Source organism: Natrialba sp. INN-245, assembly GCF_009807105.1.
Classification (GTDB): Archaea; Halobacteriota; Halobacteria; order Halobacteriales; family Natrialbaceae; genus Natrarchaeobius; species Natrarchaeobius swarupiae.
The window spans coordinates 14930-32740 of the sequence record NZ_WUBV01000033.1; the positions used below are offsets into that span (position 1 = coordinate 14930).

The 17811-nt window shown below is 59.6% G+C and carries 10 protein-coding genes and 1 tRNA gene; 9 read left to right on the forward strand and 2 right to left on the reverse strand.

Annotated features, from left to right (window positions below; genetic code table 11):
• Positions 1–151: 151 nt before the first annotated feature.
• The 5 genes from GRS80_RS10150 to GRS80_RS10170 all read left to right on the forward strand — a co-directional run bounded on the left by GRS80_RS10150 (position 152) and on the right by GRS80_RS10170 (position 10923).
• Positions 152–3445, forward strand: a complete 3294-nt coding sequence (locus GRS80_RS10150) for a surface glycoprotein (protein WP_160047474.1) — start codon at positions 152–154, stop codon at positions 3443–3445.
• Positions 3446–3654: 209 nt separating this feature from the next.
• Entirely contained in the window at positions 3655–4296 is a 642-nt protein-coding gene (locus tag GRS80_RS10155) for a hypothetical protein (protein ID WP_160047464.1), read from the forward strand.
• Positions 4293–6377, forward strand: a complete 2085-nt coding sequence (locus GRS80_RS10160) for a S8 family serine peptidase (RefSeq protein WP_160047465.1) — start codon at positions 4293–4295, stop codon at positions 6375–6377. The genes GRS80_RS10155 and GRS80_RS10160 overlap by 4 nt, the downstream gene beginning before the upstream one ends.
• A gap of 366 nt (positions 6378–6743) precedes the next feature.
• A complete protein-coding gene (locus GRS80_RS10165) occupies positions 6744–9635 on the forward strand; it encodes a BGTF surface domain-containing protein (protein WP_160047475.1) in 2892 nt (963 codons plus the stop codon).
• A 901-nt stretch (positions 9636–10536) separates the two neighbouring features.
• Complete coding sequence (locus tag GRS80_RS10170) at positions 10537–10923, forward strand: hypothetical protein (RefSeq protein ID WP_160047466.1); 387 nt, start codon at positions 10537–10539, stop codon at positions 10921–10923.
• A 236-nt stretch (positions 10924–11159) separates the two neighbouring features.
• On the opposite strand, the gene grxC is transcribed toward GRS80_RS10170, so the two are convergent.
• Positions 11160–12479 carry a glutaredoxin 3 gene (grxC, locus tag GRS80_RS10175; protein ID WP_160047467.1) on the reverse strand — a complete coding sequence of 440 codons (1320 nt, stop codon included), beginning with the start codon at positions 12477–12479 and terminating at the stop codon, positions 11160–11162.
• Positions 12480–12860: 381 nt separating this feature from the next.
• Between grxC and GRS80_RS10180 the strand changes: the two genes are divergently transcribed.
• Positions 12861–13148, forward strand: a complete 288-nt coding sequence (locus GRS80_RS10180; RefSeq protein ID WP_160047468.1) for a DUF357 domain-containing protein — start codon at positions 12861–12863, stop codon at positions 13146–13148.
• A 28-nt stretch (positions 13149–13176) separates the two neighbouring features.
• Here GRS80_RS10180 and GRS80_RS10185 read toward each other — a convergent pair whose 3' ends face one another.
• Positions 13177–13914, reverse strand: a complete 738-nt coding sequence (locus tag GRS80_RS10185) for a fumarylacetoacetate hydrolase family protein (RefSeq protein ID WP_160047469.1) — start codon at positions 13912–13914, stop codon at positions 13177–13179.
• 180 nt (positions 13915–14094) lie between these two features.
• Between GRS80_RS10185 and GRS80_RS10190 the strand changes: the two genes are divergently transcribed.
• The 3 genes from GRS80_RS10190 to GRS80_RS10200 all read left to right on the forward strand — a co-directional run bounded on the left by GRS80_RS10190 (position 14095) and on the right by GRS80_RS10200 (position 17790).
• Positions 14095–14169 (forward strand) — tRNA-Glu (locus tag GRS80_RS10190).
• Positions 14170–14953: 784 nt separating this feature from the next.
• Complete coding sequence (locus GRS80_RS10195) at positions 14954–17176, forward strand: PAS domain S-box protein (RefSeq protein ID WP_160047470.1); 2223 nt, start codon at positions 14954–14956, stop codon at positions 17174–17176.
• A 122-nt stretch (positions 17177–17298) separates the two neighbouring features.
• Positions 17299–17790 (forward strand): hypothetical protein, encoded by a 492-nt coding sequence (locus GRS80_RS10200; RefSeq protein WP_160047471.1) that lies wholly within the window; start codon positions 17299–17301, stop codon positions 17788–17790.
• Positions 17791–17811: the final 21 nt, after the last annotated feature.

Below are 17811 nucleotides of genomic sequence, written 5' to 3' on the forward strand. Positions count from 1 at the left end.
CGACTCTGAACATACGTGCCGTACCCCTACCCATGGTCAGGCAAGTAAGTACGATCGGTGATCGTCCATCCGGACGTTCAACATTACGTTACCGATCGGAACTCGAGCGTGGCCGCCCCGGCGAAAGGAACACGAACATAATTAATAACACATGACAAGAGACGACATAACTTATCGCGAGAAGGGACGTGCAGCGTTCCTCGCAGCGATTATGGTACTGTCTGTCATCGCCATGTCCACGGCATTCGTGGGCTCGGCGGTGGCAGATGCTGAAGATATTGACATCACTGTAGAAGATCAAGTGTTGTCAAGCGATGACGAGATCGTCGTTGATCTCGGTACTGATACGGCAGATGATTCTGCAACGGTTGTCGTAACGGACAACGATGATCTCGTTGTTGCAGTTGAAGAGGGTGTTCCTGAGGATCAGGAATCCGATATTGAACTGACGGGAGATCTTCAGACGGACGAGTCTTCCGTTACTTACAACGCATACACCCTTGCAGATAGTAACAGTGGTACTGTCAGCGTTGGTGACGAGAATTATGATGGTACCGCTGGCGAGGTAATTGACGATGCTAATGCGGAAGTCTACCACACCGCGTACAGCATTGTTGAAGTCGAAGAACCAGCCCCTGCCTACTATGGACAGGTGGTTGACATCACGGCGACTGTCGAAAACCTTGGTCCTTACGACAATGAAGAGACCATCACTCTGAGTGATGGCGTCGACTATGATGTGACTGCCACTGCCGATGGCGATGGCGAGGTCACATTCGAAGATGTCGACACCGCTCAAATTGATGGTGTTGTGGATGACGATAATGTTAACACCGCCCAACTCACCATTACTACCGATGCGACTGAAGCTGGCATTGATGGTGCAAATGAAGGAGATGTGACCTTCGAGGTTGGTCTCGACGTTGAGGGTCAGATCACGGTTCAGGTCCAAGACAGAGAAGGTGTCGGTATCCCAGACTCGTCAGTTGAACTCTACACTGCAGATGGCTATGGTGCCGGTGCGGAGCCAGTTGCTACCGCTACTACTGACGAAGGAAGTAACACCCATACCTTTGAAGGCCTTGCTGTAGGTACCTCTGACGACCCTAGTAATTACGTCAACTACGTCCTCCGAGCAGAGAATGAGGAGCGCGACTTCAGCTCCGATACGACGCAGGTCTCGCTCCACACGCCGAACCAGGAGGGCCCCACCGAGACCTTGACGCTCGACTCTGCGCTTGATGCGCAGTACATTGACGTCGTCCAAATCGACGAAGATGACGGCGACTACGAAGTCGTTGGCGAAGACGCAACGCTGTTCGCGAACGGCGAGTTCGATAACAACGCCGAATTCGCTGTCGTAACCCAGAACCAGCAGGACTCGGGCATTAATGGCGACCTCGAGGTCGAACTCGAGTTCACGTTCGTTGACGGTGAAGGCTACTTCCTGACTGACGACATCAATTCGGACTTCCACGAAGCAGCCGGTGAACCACCTGAAGCTGAAGCACCTGGTACCTTCGCTGGTGAAGACGAAGAAGGCGATGACGAAGCCGTTCGCACTCTTACAGTTACGATCGACGGCGACGACGTGATTGACGTCGACGATCTGGAAGGTTCGGATCACATCCAGAACCCTGACGGCGACGCACCCGAGGGCGCACTCAGCTACGCGACGTTCGACGTGACGTCGGAGTTCGCGAACGACACGACCCTCGAAGAACCGATCGTCACCGAGCGGTTCACTGCAACGGCGACGAACCAGAGCGGTGATCCGCTCTCGACCGACGACCGAGATTACAACAACGTCACCTACTTCCTGCAAGGTGACCAGAAGATCACCGGCGAGATTGTCGACATGGACGGCAACGAACTCTCCGGTGACGATGTCGACGTCTGGGTTGCCTACGACGACGCAGACCAGAGCCTCGACGCCGCACAGCAGTTCCAGGCCGACGGCGACGCGTTCCTCCACGACAACCCTAACGATGAGGACGCTCGCTTCACCATCACCGGACTCGCCGGTGACGATGGCGACCAGGACTTCAACGTCTATGTGAAGGCTAACGGATACAACACTGAGGACCTGAGCGACAACCCGGCCACGTCGCTCGAAGAGTTGGTCGCTGACTACCGACTCGACCTCACGACGAACGACCGTTCCACGCAAGGAACGAGTATCGGTGACGTTTCGTTCGTCCTTGACCAGCCACCACAGGACTACGACCTCGACGTGACCGTTGACGAGCAGAAATACGCGAACGTCGAAGCAAGTGAGTCCGCAACGATTGAGGTCAACGTGACCTCCGCTTCGGTTGGCTCCGATGCCGAGGACTTCACCCCGGCACAGAACCAGGATGTCAGTGCTGAACTGATCGACCACCACCCAGGTCACATCCTCGAAGCTGATGAAGACGGCGTTGCGACTGGTAACTCCGGCGATGACGGTATCGTCGAGTTCACCTTCGTCGCTAACGACACTGAAACAATTGAATCGCTTGGCGCTGGACTGTCCAACACCAACGTAACGGCTTGGACGACGAACAGCGACCACGACGACTACGTCACTGCAGATGACGAAGGCGAGCGAAACGACCTAAACAACCACTCCAGCCAGGCTAACGTCGGTGTCTTCACCACGGCACAGCTGACTGGTGACGTTGTGGACGCCGAGGACAACAACATCCCCGGTGCCACCGTCACGCTTCAGGTCTGGGACGCTAACAACGAAGAGTGGCTCAGCCTCGATGAATCCAACCTGTTCGATGACTACGACGACACGCGTACCACCGGTCCCGACGGATCGTACTCGTACGTTGACCTCCCAACCGAACAGGAGTACCGAGTGACGGCTGAGTTCGATGGCGAAGACGGGTTCGCAACCACTAACGAACTTACGCCAGGTACCACCAACGCTGACGTGGTGCTCACCGAAGTTGTGATTGAGGAGGCCTTCTTCGCAGTTGAAGACCTCGAACCCGAAACCGCTACGGCCGCACCCGGTGAAGACGTGACTGTCTCTGCAAACGTCACGAACACTGGTGTCGAACTCGACTCTCAGACCATTGACCTCCGTGTTGATGGTGTGACCGTCGCACAGACGGAGCAGCCAGTCGAACTCGTCGATGGAGAATACGAAGTTGTTGAATTCACCATGGAAGCACCTGACGAAGAGGGTGAACACGAATTCAGCATCAACTCCGACGACGATTCGGCAACCGGTACGCTGACCGTCTCCGACGACGGCGGCAACGACGACCCCGTCGTTGACGAAGATGTCTACAACGCAGTTGCTAGCCTCACCGGCGACGCCGACGACGGCGTCACTGGTGGCGACCTGACCGTGCTCCGTGGTCACCTCGTCGATGGTGACAACGAGCTCGAGGACGGCGTCACCGTCACTGGTGCGGACCTCACGCTCCTGCGTGGCGAACTGTCGAGCTAACGCACGCTAACCACACGACTCCGACCGTCGGCGTCGTGTTCCCACTTTCTTTATTTTTCACCGGCCAGCGATAGCTCTCGCACTCGGTCCGAGCCCACCGTATACCGGCAGAGTCGTCTGTCCACGCCCTCTCGAGCCGTCTCGAGCGTCGAACCTCGAGCGATCGCTCGGTCAGTACGTATTTATCCTCGACATCGCTACTGGTCGGTATGGCAGATAGTCTCGTCTGGAAGATCCTCATCTTCTCCGTGATGATCGCGACCGTGATGACAGTCGCCATGACGCCCGTCGCGGTGGCCGACGAGTCTACCCACGATTCCTCGCCCATGAACGAGACGAAATCACTCGCACCAGTGTTACACGATCTGACTGACGCCTCCGATCCCGAGGCACACGCGCACGCGAATGACATTATATACGAGAACGGTAGCGTCCTCGTCGTCGTCGAACTCGAGGGCGACCGAGAGCTTCCCTCGGGATACGACGCTACGGTCGAACGATCGTACAGCGGAGGCGGCAAGACCCTGATCGAAGCGTCGGTCCCCGTCGATCAACTTCGCGACCTCGCTGCGGCCGACGACGTCGAGTACGTCCGCCCGCCCCAGGGAGCCGTCCCGATGGCCGACGACGACCCGTCGACCGAATCCGACGGCACCGATACGTCCGACGACCTCGAGACGGAGTCGATCGAGGTGGACCCTGACGCCGAATCCGACCCGGCTCGTGACGAAGCGGACACCGACTCGAACGACGATGCGCTCGGCAGCTGGACGCCGGCGATCGCGACGATCGCTCTGGTGCTGGCGTATTCGATCCGCCGAGCCGGTCGTAGGGGTGTTGCGGTTCGATGAACCGTCGCTTCTCGGTTGCCATCCTCCTGATTGCGATCGTCTGCATCGGGCTGGTCGCCGTCGGCGTCTCGCCCGCTGCAGCCGACGACGGCCCGTCGATCAACGAGTCGGAACTCGTCGAGACGATCGAAGTCGACCACGAACTGCCCGACGCAGAGCCGTCGACGGCCACTGTCGAGGCCGACACCTTCGACGCTCCCACTGAGGACGAGTCGGAACAACTGGTCGTCGAACTGACGGCGGTGACCGACGAACGAACGACGCGCCTCGAGGAGTACGGCGACGTTCGTGACACGCACGGTGATCGCGTAGAACTCGAGGTCGACGACAACGTTGCCGAGCCGATCGCAGCGATCGAGTGGGTGGTCAGCGTTCGCCCGACGTCGATCGCGACTCCCGGAACCGCTAGCGAAGGCGTCGAGACGATCAGGGCCGACGAGGTCCATGCCGACGGCGTGACTGGTGATGGCGTTACGGTCGGAGTCCTCGATCCAACCGGGTTCGACGTCGAAAACGACGAAATCGCCGACAACGTCGTCGATGCACGATCGTTCACGGAGGGAACGGTACACAACGGCGGCGACAACGACCACGGGACCGCAACCGCGGAGATCGTCACCGACGTTGCACCGGATGCGGATCTGTATCTCGCCCGGATGGAAACCGAGGTCGGGTACGCGAACGCAGTTGAGTGGCTCGTCGAATCGGACGTCGACGTCATCGTGATGTCGGCTGGGTTCTACGCCCAACCAAACGACGGGAGTGGATTTATCGCGAGCATCGCGGACGAAGCGGTCGAAGACGACGATGTCGTCTGGGTCAACGCCGCTGGAAACAGCCGAGATGAACATTATCTCGGATCGTTCGATGATCGGGGAACGGAACTGCACTATTTTGACGGGGAAAGCAATGTCAACCCCCTGAATAACGGGTTCTCGGTGTCTGCTGGACAACCGATCCAGGCGACGCTTACGTGGGACGACTGGGAGTCCGCGAACGATCACTACAACCTCCTGTTGCTGGTGTACGATGGAAGCAATTGGGCCGTCGTCGAGGAATCGTCGACGAGCCATCTCTCCGCAACACCGACTGAACAAATCTCGCGCCTGGCTCCCGTAACCGGAACGTATGCCGTCGCCGTCGCCGACGTCGGCGCTGGTGGTGACCACGAAATACAGTTGTTCGCGAGCGGCGGCCGACCAGTGTACACGACACCCGACTCGAGCGTTACCTCTCCCGCGGTCGGACACAGTACGATGTCCGTCGCAGCGGTGAACTACTACGATAGTTCGCTCGCGTCGTATAGCTCCCGCGGCCCAACACTCGACGGGCGCGACGGTATCGATGTTGCCGCACCGACCAGTGTATCGACCACGGCGTACGGCTCGAGGGGGTATGCGGGAACGTCCGCAGCTGCACCGCACGTCGGGGGCCTCGCAGCCCTTGTTCGAGGAGCCGACCCGTCGCTCGATGCGGACGAAACTGCCGACCGGATCCGTGACGGCTCGAACGCGAACTCGGTCGACTTCAGCCGGGTCGACGAACCAGCGACCGACCCACGACACGACGTGGGAGAGGGAATGATCGACGCTAGTAGCACAGTGGAATCACAGGGAGCCTCCTTCGAAATTACGGACGTCATCTCTGGGGGATCGATTTTCGAGGGCGACTCGTTTACCGTCCGGGTGACTGTCACAAACACTGGCGCCAAATCCGATACGCAGGAGATCGTCGCTTCTGTCGATCACGCTACTGACAGTACGTACATCACTCTCGAACCGGGTGAGACCGAACAGGTGACGTTTACGTTCGCAGACGGTCTCGAATCTGGTGAACACGATCTCGTCGTCGAAACCGATGACGACTCGACGACGACCGAGCTGACCGTCGGGAGCGAATATCCGGTTGACAAACCCGTGTACGACGCTGTTGCCGGCGTTAGCGGGTTTGACGACAGCAGCGTGAGCGGTGCCGATCTGACACAGCTTCGTGGTGCACTCCTCGATGGTAATAACGTGATCGATGGCGTTACCGTAACTGGCGCCGACTATACGCGACTACGGGGATACTTGCTTGGCTGATTCGTTCCCGCAAATCTGGTCGTATCATTTGATTACCACACGAGAGCTGTCTCGGTCGGGATAGGTCGAGAGAGATAACGATCACTCTATGCTGTTCTTTGCTCGTTGTTCGTATCCGAACTCTCGAGTCTAAACTCAGGCTGCTACGTTAGCTGACAATCTGATGCTACCGAAACCCAATCACCCATTGATCCACACCAGAAAACATATACCCACCCGTAGGCCTTGCACCAAATGGACCCAGGTGAGGTCGTCAAGGCTGGCTAACAGTAACAGAAAATATTTACCGTGTTGGTCTGTACCCTTGACTGTCCCGCCTTGGGAATCAACAGACAGAAACGACGCAGTAATCCCAAAATAAACATAATGACAGAAACAAAGAAGAAAGTAAACGCGGTCTTCATGGCTGTGCTCATGGTACTCTCGGTTGTTGCCGTGAGTGCAGCGTTTGCCGCTCCCGCGGCAGCACAGGAGATCAGCGTTGAAGATCAAGACATTAGCGAGGACGGTTCCACGGTGGAACTGAGCTCCTCAGATACAGCATCGATTAACGTACAGCTTCCTGACGGTTGGACTGCAGAGGACATCTCCGACGACGGAGACCTTCTTGCAACCAACGAAGTCAACTGGGACTTCGGTGACCGAGACGACCGATCGGTCTCGTTCACGCTGATCCCGGCTGACGACGCGGAAGACGGTGACTCCGAGACGCTGACGGTCATCAACGACCACGGCACTCAGGAAACCTTCACCGCAACCGTTGACGCAGAAACCGAACCTGCTCCAGGCAACGGTGACGGACCTGCCTACGACTTCAACATCGACGAGCAGGACCCATGGCAGGGTCAGGAAGTGACCCTCACCGGTGACGTCATCGAACCCAACACGGCGTACAACCTGATCGCTGTCGACGGCTTCGACGGCGGTGACTTCGACGGCACCGAGCGCGTCCGTCAGGTTACCTCCAACAACGACGGCGAGATCGTCGTTGACACCGGTAGCCTCGACACCGGTTACTACTTCGTCGACATCGACGGCGTCGACGAATCCGAGGAGAACACCTTCTACGTCAACGTCCTCGACGTTGACGCGGCCTTCGACGACGACTCCGTCACCGACGCCGGTCCGAACTCGGTGACCGAGTTCGAGATCGAGACCGAACGTGGTTTCTACAGCATCGACGTCAGCGCTGACGGCGATCTCGAAGACTACGAACTGTTCGGCATCTTCGTCGACGAGTCCCACAGCGACTGGGACTCCCTCGCTAATGACGTCGTCGCCAACGATGACGACATCGACGAGGTCGAAGAAGTCACTCCCGAGGACGCAGTCGACCACCTCCGCAGTGCGGACCGAACCGACGAGACGTTCGGTGACCTGAGCGTCACGCTCTTCGACGAAGAGGATGAGGACGACTACGACGAGATGATCCGGTTCGTCGGCATCTCGGACACTGACGAATACGATGTCGACTTCGCCGGCATCGACGAGGACGACTACGAGTTCGAGTTCGAAGAGACGGACACGGAAGCAACCGCGACGGCGAACATCTCCGTCACGGAGTCCGATTCTGAAGCGAACTTCGACGACAGCGTCTACACGCAGTCGTCCGGTGACCTCGTCGAGTTCACCGTCGAACTCGAGGACACCGACGACGCATACATCCAGTTCGGTGACGAGGACAGCAGCTTCGTCGATGTCTTCTACATCGAAGACGACAGCGACAACGGCGAAGTGACGTTCACGGTCAACACCCGAACGATCGGCGCTGCAGACGCCGAACACGACCAGGTCGTCTACTCCGACGACGACATCGTCGAGAGCTACCTCCACGGTGGCTTCGACGAGGGCGACGGCCCACACTTCTGGGCAGATGACGTCGACGAGGAGTACCTCACGTACGAGGAGTACCTCGACGAACTCGACCTGATCGACGAAGGCGACGGTGAGGACGGATTCGATCAGCTCCCACGACCGCTCCAGTGGGGAACTGACTACGACATGACTGTCGACAGCGACGGTCACTTCATCGTCGAGGACGGCGAATCCGATGTCAACAACGAGATCGGTCACGCCATCCTCGACCTCGTCGAACCGCAGCTCAGCTCCGTCTCGACGTGGGTCGGACCGAGCGACTCGGCTGACGAGGAAGACAACGTTGAAGACCTGCAGGACAAGCTGACCGAGCGCGAGAACGTCGCGATCGACGACCAGCTCGTCATCAAGGCTGAGGCCGAGGGTATCTACGGATACCTCGCCGCAGTCGACTACGCAGAGAACAGCAACGACCTCAACGACGGACTCGAGGACGGCTACGAAGTCGCAGTGCTCAACGAGCTCCTCGAGGACGACGGTGAGGGTGTGAACATGGTCATCGAGGACCAGGTTGCCCACGGCAACCAGGACCCCAACCAGATTGACCTGACCGCTGACGAAAGCGACGTCTACCTGCTCGTCGACAACGACGCCGGTGAGTTCTACCTCATCGTCGACACGAGCGACGAGCCGTTCGACCGCTCCATCGAAAACGGTGACGAGTTCAACGTCGAGCTCGAGTACGAGACCGACGGTGACGACCGCTTCCGCTTCGATGAAGACACGAACGAACGTAGCTGGCAGGGTGGCGCTGGCGGTGACACGGACGCCGCAGCATTCCCATACTACCAGCCTGACTCCACGCAGTCGGTCTCGACGACGTTCACCCTCGAGGACCCGGAGGCTGTCTTCGACCACCTCGATGAGGACGAACTCGTCCAGATCGAAGCCAGCGACGACTTCGAGATCACCGGTACGACCAACGTTGCACCCGGCACCGACGGTCACCTCCGAATCTCGAACCAGCCCGGCGAGTCGAGCTTCGTCTACGACCCTGACGTCGAAATCGACAGCGACGGTACCTTCACCGCCGAGTCGACCGACTTCAGCGAACGCTCGACCGACACCGAGGCAGTCGTCAACTACCGCATCGGCGGTAGCACGATCGACTCCACCGACGGTATCTTCGTCGACGAAGTCGTGACTGACGACGACGCTGACGAAGCTGACGACGACGCTGACGAGGAGCCGCCAGAAACCGACGACACTGACGACGAGCCGCCAGAAACTGACGACACCGACGACGAGCCGCCAGAAACTGACGACACCGACGACACGCCAGCAGAGCCAGCCGAGGATGACGACATCCCCGGATTCGGCGTTGCTGTCGCCCTCGTCGCGCTGCTCGCAGCCGCGATGCTGGCACTCCGCCGTCAGAACTAATCGGTAGCTAACCACCGGACTTCGTCCGGCCGTTCGTTTGCAGTTTCATTTTTCGCGACGCTACACAGGTAGCGACAGCGTCGAACTCCCCGACAGTCTCGAGGCGTCGACGGCTACGGCTACACAGTGTCCTCGAGTCGGTGAGCGCTTACCCGTCTGTTCTCGAGTCACCGCTGAGTTGTTCTCTGTGTCCAACCCGGAGTTCTCGCTGTGTCTCGAGTCACGTGATCGTCCGGAGCGGAGGGCTCTCGCTGGAGCGGTGATTCGTCGAACAGGACGTACCGAGACGCCGTGGTCGAAGCCGATTCACTCGAGGACGTTTCGGAACTCGAGGTCCGACCATCGACCGCGACCGATCTCGATACAGACGAAAAGTGGTGATGCAGGGAGTCTCGGAGAAGCGGTTTTGTCGTACTGCCAAAACCAGCTCCGTCGTCTCGACTACCGATACCATGACGAAAGCCCTCGCCGCGCTCGCGTCCGCTGTGACGGATATCCTCCCTCCGGTCGGATAGGGCCGCCACAGCGATCGCGAGCCCGTCTCGCCCTTTCAGTCCGCCAGGAACCGGGCAACAGCCTGCCCTCCCCCGGGTCGTGCGGCTCTCGCGATGCTCGAACCGCCCTCCCGGCCAGACATCTCCTCTCTGCGATCTGGGAGGAGACCGATGTGAGCGCGACAGCCTTCACTGGACGAAAACGCGAAAACGCATCGCTCTCATCGGACGATCACCAGTAGCTATAAGTCACTCTACGCGGTAATTTCGACCGGAAGCCACTCTCTACGCGTCGTCAGGGGCTACGCACAAATGCCCCGGGTGGTGGAGCACCCGAGACGTGGCTTCCAAACCAGCGGCTTGGTTGCCATGATTGCATACATTCCATCGGGACATAAACGTCCCGCATGGCCGAGGACCCGCGTTCGACCGACAGCGACCGCAACGGCTCCGCAATCGTGGCAACTCCTAACGCGACGGGACATCGACGAGCCACGCGACTTCGAGCAACGCGACCTCGAGCGACGCACACTCGAGTCCGCGAGGGGGGTCGCTCGCGCCTGCGGGGGATGGCGATGAGCGACGGGGGATTCACACTCGAGAGCGACGCGAGACGCGAGACCAACCTACCGTCGTGTCCCTCCTCTGGGAGGGGCGTCTCGGTGGTCTCCGTCCGGGATCCACTCGAGGGGGTGGCGATCCCGTGTGGCTGTCGCGTCTCGCCGGCGGTCCTCGGCCGCCCCGTCGCGTTCGAAACGAGACTCGGCGGACGTCGCCGGGACGGGCCGCGCTGAGAGTCCCGTCTCGAGGCGACTCGCTGTCGAGGGAAATCAGTTCTTTCGGGAGAATCGACATCCGGTGGTCACGTCGCCGGTCGGTACTCCCTCGAGCAGGAACGAAACGAAAACTCGGATTCGCTCGAGAGAGTCGTCCGATCCAGAAAGCTATCACATTCGAGAACAGTCTGCGGTCGTGGCGGTGCTATCCTATCCTCCTCTGTGAACTGTCGTACGCCGATACCCCAACCGCGTTAGTCGTCGGCCGCGGCGACTTCCGCGCCGGCGGATTCGGCGCGCTCGAGGTCTTCTAAGTACTCGTCGGCGTCGAGGGCCGCTTTCGAACCCATCCCGGCGGCGGTGACGGCCTGCTGGTAGTGATAGTCGACGACGTCGCCAGCGCCGAAGATGCCGGGGACGTCGGTTTCGGTCTGGCCGCCGCCCGACCCGCCCTGGGTACGGAGGTAGCCCTCGTCGTCCATCTCGACGCCGGTTCCCTCGAGGTAGCCGGTGTTCGGCGTGTGTCCGATCGCAAAGAAGACTGCGCCGACGTCGAACTCGAACTCCTCGGTTTCGGGCTCCTCGAGGCGGTCGGTGGGGTGGCCCTTCTCGTTTTCGACGAGGGTGACGTGGTCGACGCCCTCGTCCTGGGAGCCGTGGATCTCGATCAGTTCGGTGTTTTTCATGATCTCGATTTCGCCCTCGGCGACCTTTTCGTGGACGCGGTCGACCCAGTACTGTTCGGCGCGGAACTCCTCGCGGCGGTGGGCGATGTAGACCGTGTCGGCGAACTTGGTGAGGAAGGTTGCCTCCTCCATCGCGGCGTCGCCGCCGCCGACGACGAGCATGTCCTCGTCGCGGAAAAACGCGCCGTCACAGGTCGCACACGTCGAGAGCCCGTAGCCCATGAGTTCGTCCTCGCCGGGAATCCCGAGCGTGCGGGCGCTCGCGCCGGAGGCGGCGATGATCGCGTCGGCGGTGTAGACGTCGCCGTTCGTGAGTTCGACGCGGAACGGGCGACTCGAGTCGTCAACGGAGTCGACGATGCCGTTTTTCAACTCGGCACCGAACTGACGGGCCTGTTCTTTCATGTTGTTGACGAGCTCGGGGCCGCTGATCCCGTCGGGGAAGCCGGGATAGTTCGCGACGTCCGTGGTGAGGGTGAGCTGGCCGCCGGGTTCGTCGCCCTCGATCACGAGCGGCTCGTTGTCGCCGCGGCCGGCGTAGATCGCCGCGGTGAGGCCGGCGATGCCGGTTCCAGCGATGATGAGTTTTCGGTGTTCGACGGCGTCGTCCGTCTCGTCGTCGGCGATCCCGAGTTTTTCGTCGAGTTCGCCGGTCTCCTCGAGCGCACTGGTGTCGTCCCAGCCGCCGATCAACTCGTCGTCGACGAACACTTCGGGGGCGGTCTTGCGGCCTTCGGCGCGGTCGACCATCTCCTCGAAACGGTCGTCGTCACCGGTAACGTTGTACTCCTCGTACTCGATTCCCTTGCTGTCGAAGAGGTCCTTGGCCTTGTCGCAGTACGGACAGTTCTCTTTCGTATAGATCTCGACGCGAGGCTGGTCGCTCATCTGTCTGAATTCGTGTAGGGATACGGAGCGTATACGAGTTGCGTTCCCTGCAGATGAGGGTGCAATTCCCGGCGGACAGGAGGCCAGTTCGCCCGCCCTGTCGTCCGCTGATCTCGCTCGAGTACAAAGTCGTTAATGCTCCCAGTGACTCCTGTCTGGGCGGTATCGTGGTCGATACGTTGGCCTCGTACGAACTGCGATGGGTCCCTCCCGGTCGATCGTTGAACCGTCGGCGATCGCCCGGCAATCAGTCCTCACAAACCGTATCACTGCACGTCCGAGAGGCTAACCTCGGTCGCGGTACTTTCTTCAGAGCTGTGTTCGCGTGTACTCGTGGGGCCGTGACGACGGTTTTACGCACTCGAGCGTCGATGGTCCGATATGACCGCCGATCTCGAGGAGAAGACGGACCGCTACGGCGAACTACTCGCGGAGGCGCTCGCGGAGGCGACGATCGCCCCGCCCGAGGGGACGCCGATGGCCGAGGCTGCCGGGGAGTGTTACGAGATGGCCGACTCCTACCTGAGCGACGGCGAACACTTCCGGGAGAACGACGACCTCGTCAACGCGCTGGCGTCGTTTTCCTACGGTCACGCGTGGCTCGATGCGGGCGCTCGCGTCGGTCTGTTCGATGTGCCGACGGAGGGGCACCTGTTCACGGTGGCGTAGACGGGCCGTCGACCGATCCGGACGTGGCCTACGGAACCCGAACCGTGTTCTCGAGCGTGCCGACGCCCTCGATTTCGATCTCGACCGTGTCGCCGTCGGAAAGCGGACTGACACCCTCCGGGGTGCCGGTCGCGATGACGTCGCCGGGTTCGAGGGTGAGATAGGTCGTGATTTCGGCGATCAGTTCCGGGATGGTGAAGATGAGTTGTGCGAGCGAACCGTCCTGTTTGCGGTCGCCGTTGACGCGTGCACCGACGGTCGCGTCGTCGGGTACCTCGTCGGGCGTCGCGAGCACGGGACCCATCGGTGCGGCGCCGTCGAACGCCTTGCCGCGGATCCAGTTTTGTTCTTTCTCCTGGTCGTCGCGGTTGGAGAGGTCGTTGACGCAGGTAAACCCCTCGACGACGTCCATCGCCTCGGATTCGGGAACGTGGCGACACTGCTCGCCGATGACGACGCCCAGTTCGGCCTCGTGGTCGATCCGATCCTTTCCGGCGGGGGCGGTCACGGTATCCCCGTGACCGGCGACGGCGTTCGGTCCCTTGAGAAACAGCAGGGGCCGATCCGGCGTCTCGGAGCCCATCTCGTCGATGTGGGCGGCGTAGTTGCGGCCGATGCAGACGACCTTCGACGGCTCGGACGGTGCCAGGACGTCGATCTCGTCGCTCTCGAGGCTGTAGCGTTCGTCCGCGAACTGGACGTGGCCGTTCTCGTACTCGCCGCGGCGAATCGCGCCGGCCGGATCGCGAAATCGGACGTATTTCATGACCGAGTGATGCGTCGCCGGCGACAAAAGCGTTGAGATGGCGGTGGTGTCCCCGTCTCGAGTCGACGCTTCGACGGACGGCTATCGTTCGGCTCGGGTGTGTCGGTGCGTGTCACGACGCCTCTGGAACGGAACGCTTTTTATTAGCCCTCGGCAACCTGTGAGTGCGTACGAACGCACGCTCCGTTGGTGTAGTCCGGCCAATCATTTCGGCCTTTCGAGCCGATGACCTGGGTTCAAATCCCAGACGGAGCATTTTTCGGCGAACAAACTCGTGAGCCGAAAGTGTAACCCTGGGTTTGAATTAGACCAGTTGTGCGCAGCGTAGCGAGCACGTCTGGCCGTAGTTCAAATCCCAGACGGAGCATTTTTCGGCGAACAAACTCGTGAGCCGAAAGTGTAACCCTGGGTTTGAATTAGACCAGTTGTGCGCAGCGTAGCGAGCACGTCTGGCCGTAGTTCAAATCCCAGACGGAGCATTTCTCTCGCGGGTCCGGGGAGATGAGTGTAGATCGCCGAGCGTATACGGATCGACTCGGTCCGTCGCGTAATCTACGCCGGTAGTGAATGTAAATAGACAGTAAAACGATTCGGCATGGGGACTGCCGAATGTGGTGATACTAATAGTGATGTGTGGTGGTTCTCAGAAATCCTAAGAGTGAGCAACGAGTAGATGAATCAATGAGTCTTCGCACGAATCAGTTCTTGGAAATCGGGGGGAAACAGTGGGAAGACGAATAGAGACGAGAAGTCGACACGAAGGTGATATTATCGGAGTTAATCAGTTCGCTGTCCAGCAGGGCAACGGCGTCGTGGGCACAGTACCCACCCACGGGTCGACTGCAGGATCGACTCGACTCACGGCACCGAACTCGACCCTGCAGTGCAGATCTCGGACGCCACCAGGCAATCACTCGGACACGTCTTCTGTCCCGGTGCCTACTGGATATGCGGTGAGATGCGGTCTATCCAGTTTCCAGCCTGCGGGAAGCGTCGACGATGACCGTTTCGAGACGACCTCGAGAGCTAGCTCCGTCAGATGAGACGACGCGTCCTCTACGTCGACGACACTCCGTCGAGCCGTGATGCGCTGAGAGAGTACTGTAAACGAGAGCTGCCCGGTGTGGACCTGATCACGGCAGCGACCGCGGGCGAGGGCCTCGAGATCTGTGCCGATCGAGCGCTCGATTGCGTCGTGAGCGCGTATCAGCTGTCGGGGATGGATGGACTGGAGTTTCTCGAGTGCGTCCGTGATACCCATCCCGACCGCCCGTTTATTCTCTTTACCGCGGCGGGATCGGAAACTGTCGCGAGCGAGGCAATCGCTTCCGGTGTCTCCGGATACGTTCAGAAGGGAGGCGACGAACAGTTCGATCTGCTGGCCGCTCGTATCGACGACGCAATCGACCGATACCACTCGCGAACTGGCTACCGAGACCTGTTCGAGGCGATCGGTGACGCGATTATCGTCTACGATCCCGAGACCGGCGACGTCGTCGACGTCAATCGAGCGGTCTGTGAGCACTGGGGGTACTCCTACGAGCAAGCGTGTGAGTGTGCCATCGAAGAGTTGAGTGCATCCGTCCAGCCAGCGTCGGAACGAACTGCCCGCGAATGGGTCCGCCGAACTGCCGAAGAGGGCCCACAACGTGTCGAGTGGGTGTGTGAAACCATCGATGGCATGGAGTTCCGAGCCGACGTCCGGCTGAAGCCTGCCACCATCAACGGGCGGGATCGGGTGATCGCGCTCATCCGCGACATCACCGAGGAAAAACACCGCGAACAGGAGTTGAAAGCGTTCCGTGAAGCGGTCGAACACGCTGGGCACTCGATCTACATCACGGATTCTGACGAGGAGATCCTCTACGTGAACCCGGCGTTCGAAGAGGTCACCGGTTATACTGCAGAGGAGGCAATCGGTCGTACGCCACGGCTCCTCCAGTCCGGCGAGCACGACGACGAGTTTTACGACCAGCTGTGGGAGACGATCCTCGCTGGCGAAGACTGGCAGAACGAACTGATCAACGAGCGCAAAGACGGGAGCCGCTACGTCGTCAATCAGACCATCGCTCCTATCACGGACGAGATGGGAGAGATCGTTCGCTTCGTCGCCGTCAATGCCGAAATAACCGAGCAAAAGCGTCGTGAGCGCCAGCTGCAGGCTCTGTACACGGCGACAACCGAATGGCTGGATGCCGAATCGAAAGACGACGTCTACGAGTTGGTGAGCACGCAGCTGACCGATCTCCTGGAGTTCGACCTGCACGGGTTTTGTCTGTACGACGAGTCGACTCACACGCTGCAGTCAGTCGTCACCTCGGAGCACGCGGATGTTGTACTCGATGACTTCCCCGAGTTCGAGGAAGGCGAAGGAATCGTGTGGACGGTATTCGAATCGGGTAACGCAGAGCGATGTGACGACGTTCGAGAGCATCCGGACGTGTACAATCCCGACACCGAAATACGGAGTGAGCTGGTGCTTCCGCTCGGAGGTCACGGCGTCTTGTTGATCGGGTCGAAAGAGCCCAGCGCGTTCGACGACACCGACGAGACCCTTGCCAAAGTGCTCTCGTCGGCACTTACAGAAGTGCTCAGCCGGATCGAGCGAGAGGGAGAACTCGCGGAACGGAACAGCCGTCTCGAGGAGTTCGCTAACGTCGTTTCACACGATCTGCGAAATCCACTCTCGGTTGCCCGGGGACATCTCGAACTCGCTCGAGATACTGGCGACGAGACACACCTCGAGGAGGTCGAGCAATCTCACGACCGCATGGAGCGAATCATCCAGAATCTGCTCTGGCTAGCGCGTGAAGGGCGCGAAATCGGCGAGACACGTCGGGTCGATCTCGCTCACATCGTCGAGGATGCGTGGAGACACGTCGATACGAAGGAGGCACGGTTGGTCGGGAGCGTCGATCGAACAATCGAGGCCGATCCAGACCGACTCCAGCAACTGTTCGAGAACCTGTTTCGGAACGCGATTCAACACGGTGGATCGGACGTCACCGTTGATGTCGGTGAGCTGGACGATGGGTTTTACGTCGAAGACGACGGCCCAGGAATTCCGGAAGCGACACGAGAGCACGTGTTCGAAGCCGGCTATTCGTCGTCACCGGACGGAACCGGCTACGGACTTTCGATCGTTCAGACGATCGCCGAGGCACACGGCTGGAAAGTCGACATAACTGATGGAACTGCTGGTGGTGTCCGATTCGAGTTCTCAGGTGTTGGGTTCGATGGGGAGGCCAGAACTGAATACTGACGGTGATCGTGGAAGAGCGTCTCCTGTCGTTCGTGGCTGTACAGGCATACAGTGAGTGGTATCTGTGGCAAGCTGGTGGGGGAAACAGAATGTCTTTAGTTCGAACGTAAGTATTCGAACTCGTGACTATAGAACAGTATCGTGAGCAACTCTATCAGACGTTTTTTGATTCGAACCGTGAACTCGAATCCACGATCGAAGCGGCACTCCGGCTTGGCTGTGAATATTTGGAGCTTCCGATCGGATTTCTCACGGAGGTCTCCCAGGGCTCACAGACGTTTGTTCACGTCGTGGCTGACCACGAACCGATTGAGGAAGGGGCGAGCTGTCCGCTCGAGAAGGCGTACTGTCAACAGACGATCACTGAAGACAGTGCGCTGGCAATAGAGTGTGCATCACAGTCGGAGACGATCACTGACGAAGCAGTACGAACGTTCGACCTCGAGGCATATATTGGATCGAAAGTCCTCGTCAGAGACGACGTGTACGGCACCGTCTGCTTTGCTGACGACGCAAAACGCGAGACGCAGTTCGATACTATACCCTGTTGCACGTTCAATCTTAGTTCGCCAGAGGGGAGCAGATTCCTGTCAGACTCCACCCTTCTCGGCTGAACTGGTTCAATGAGGGACGGA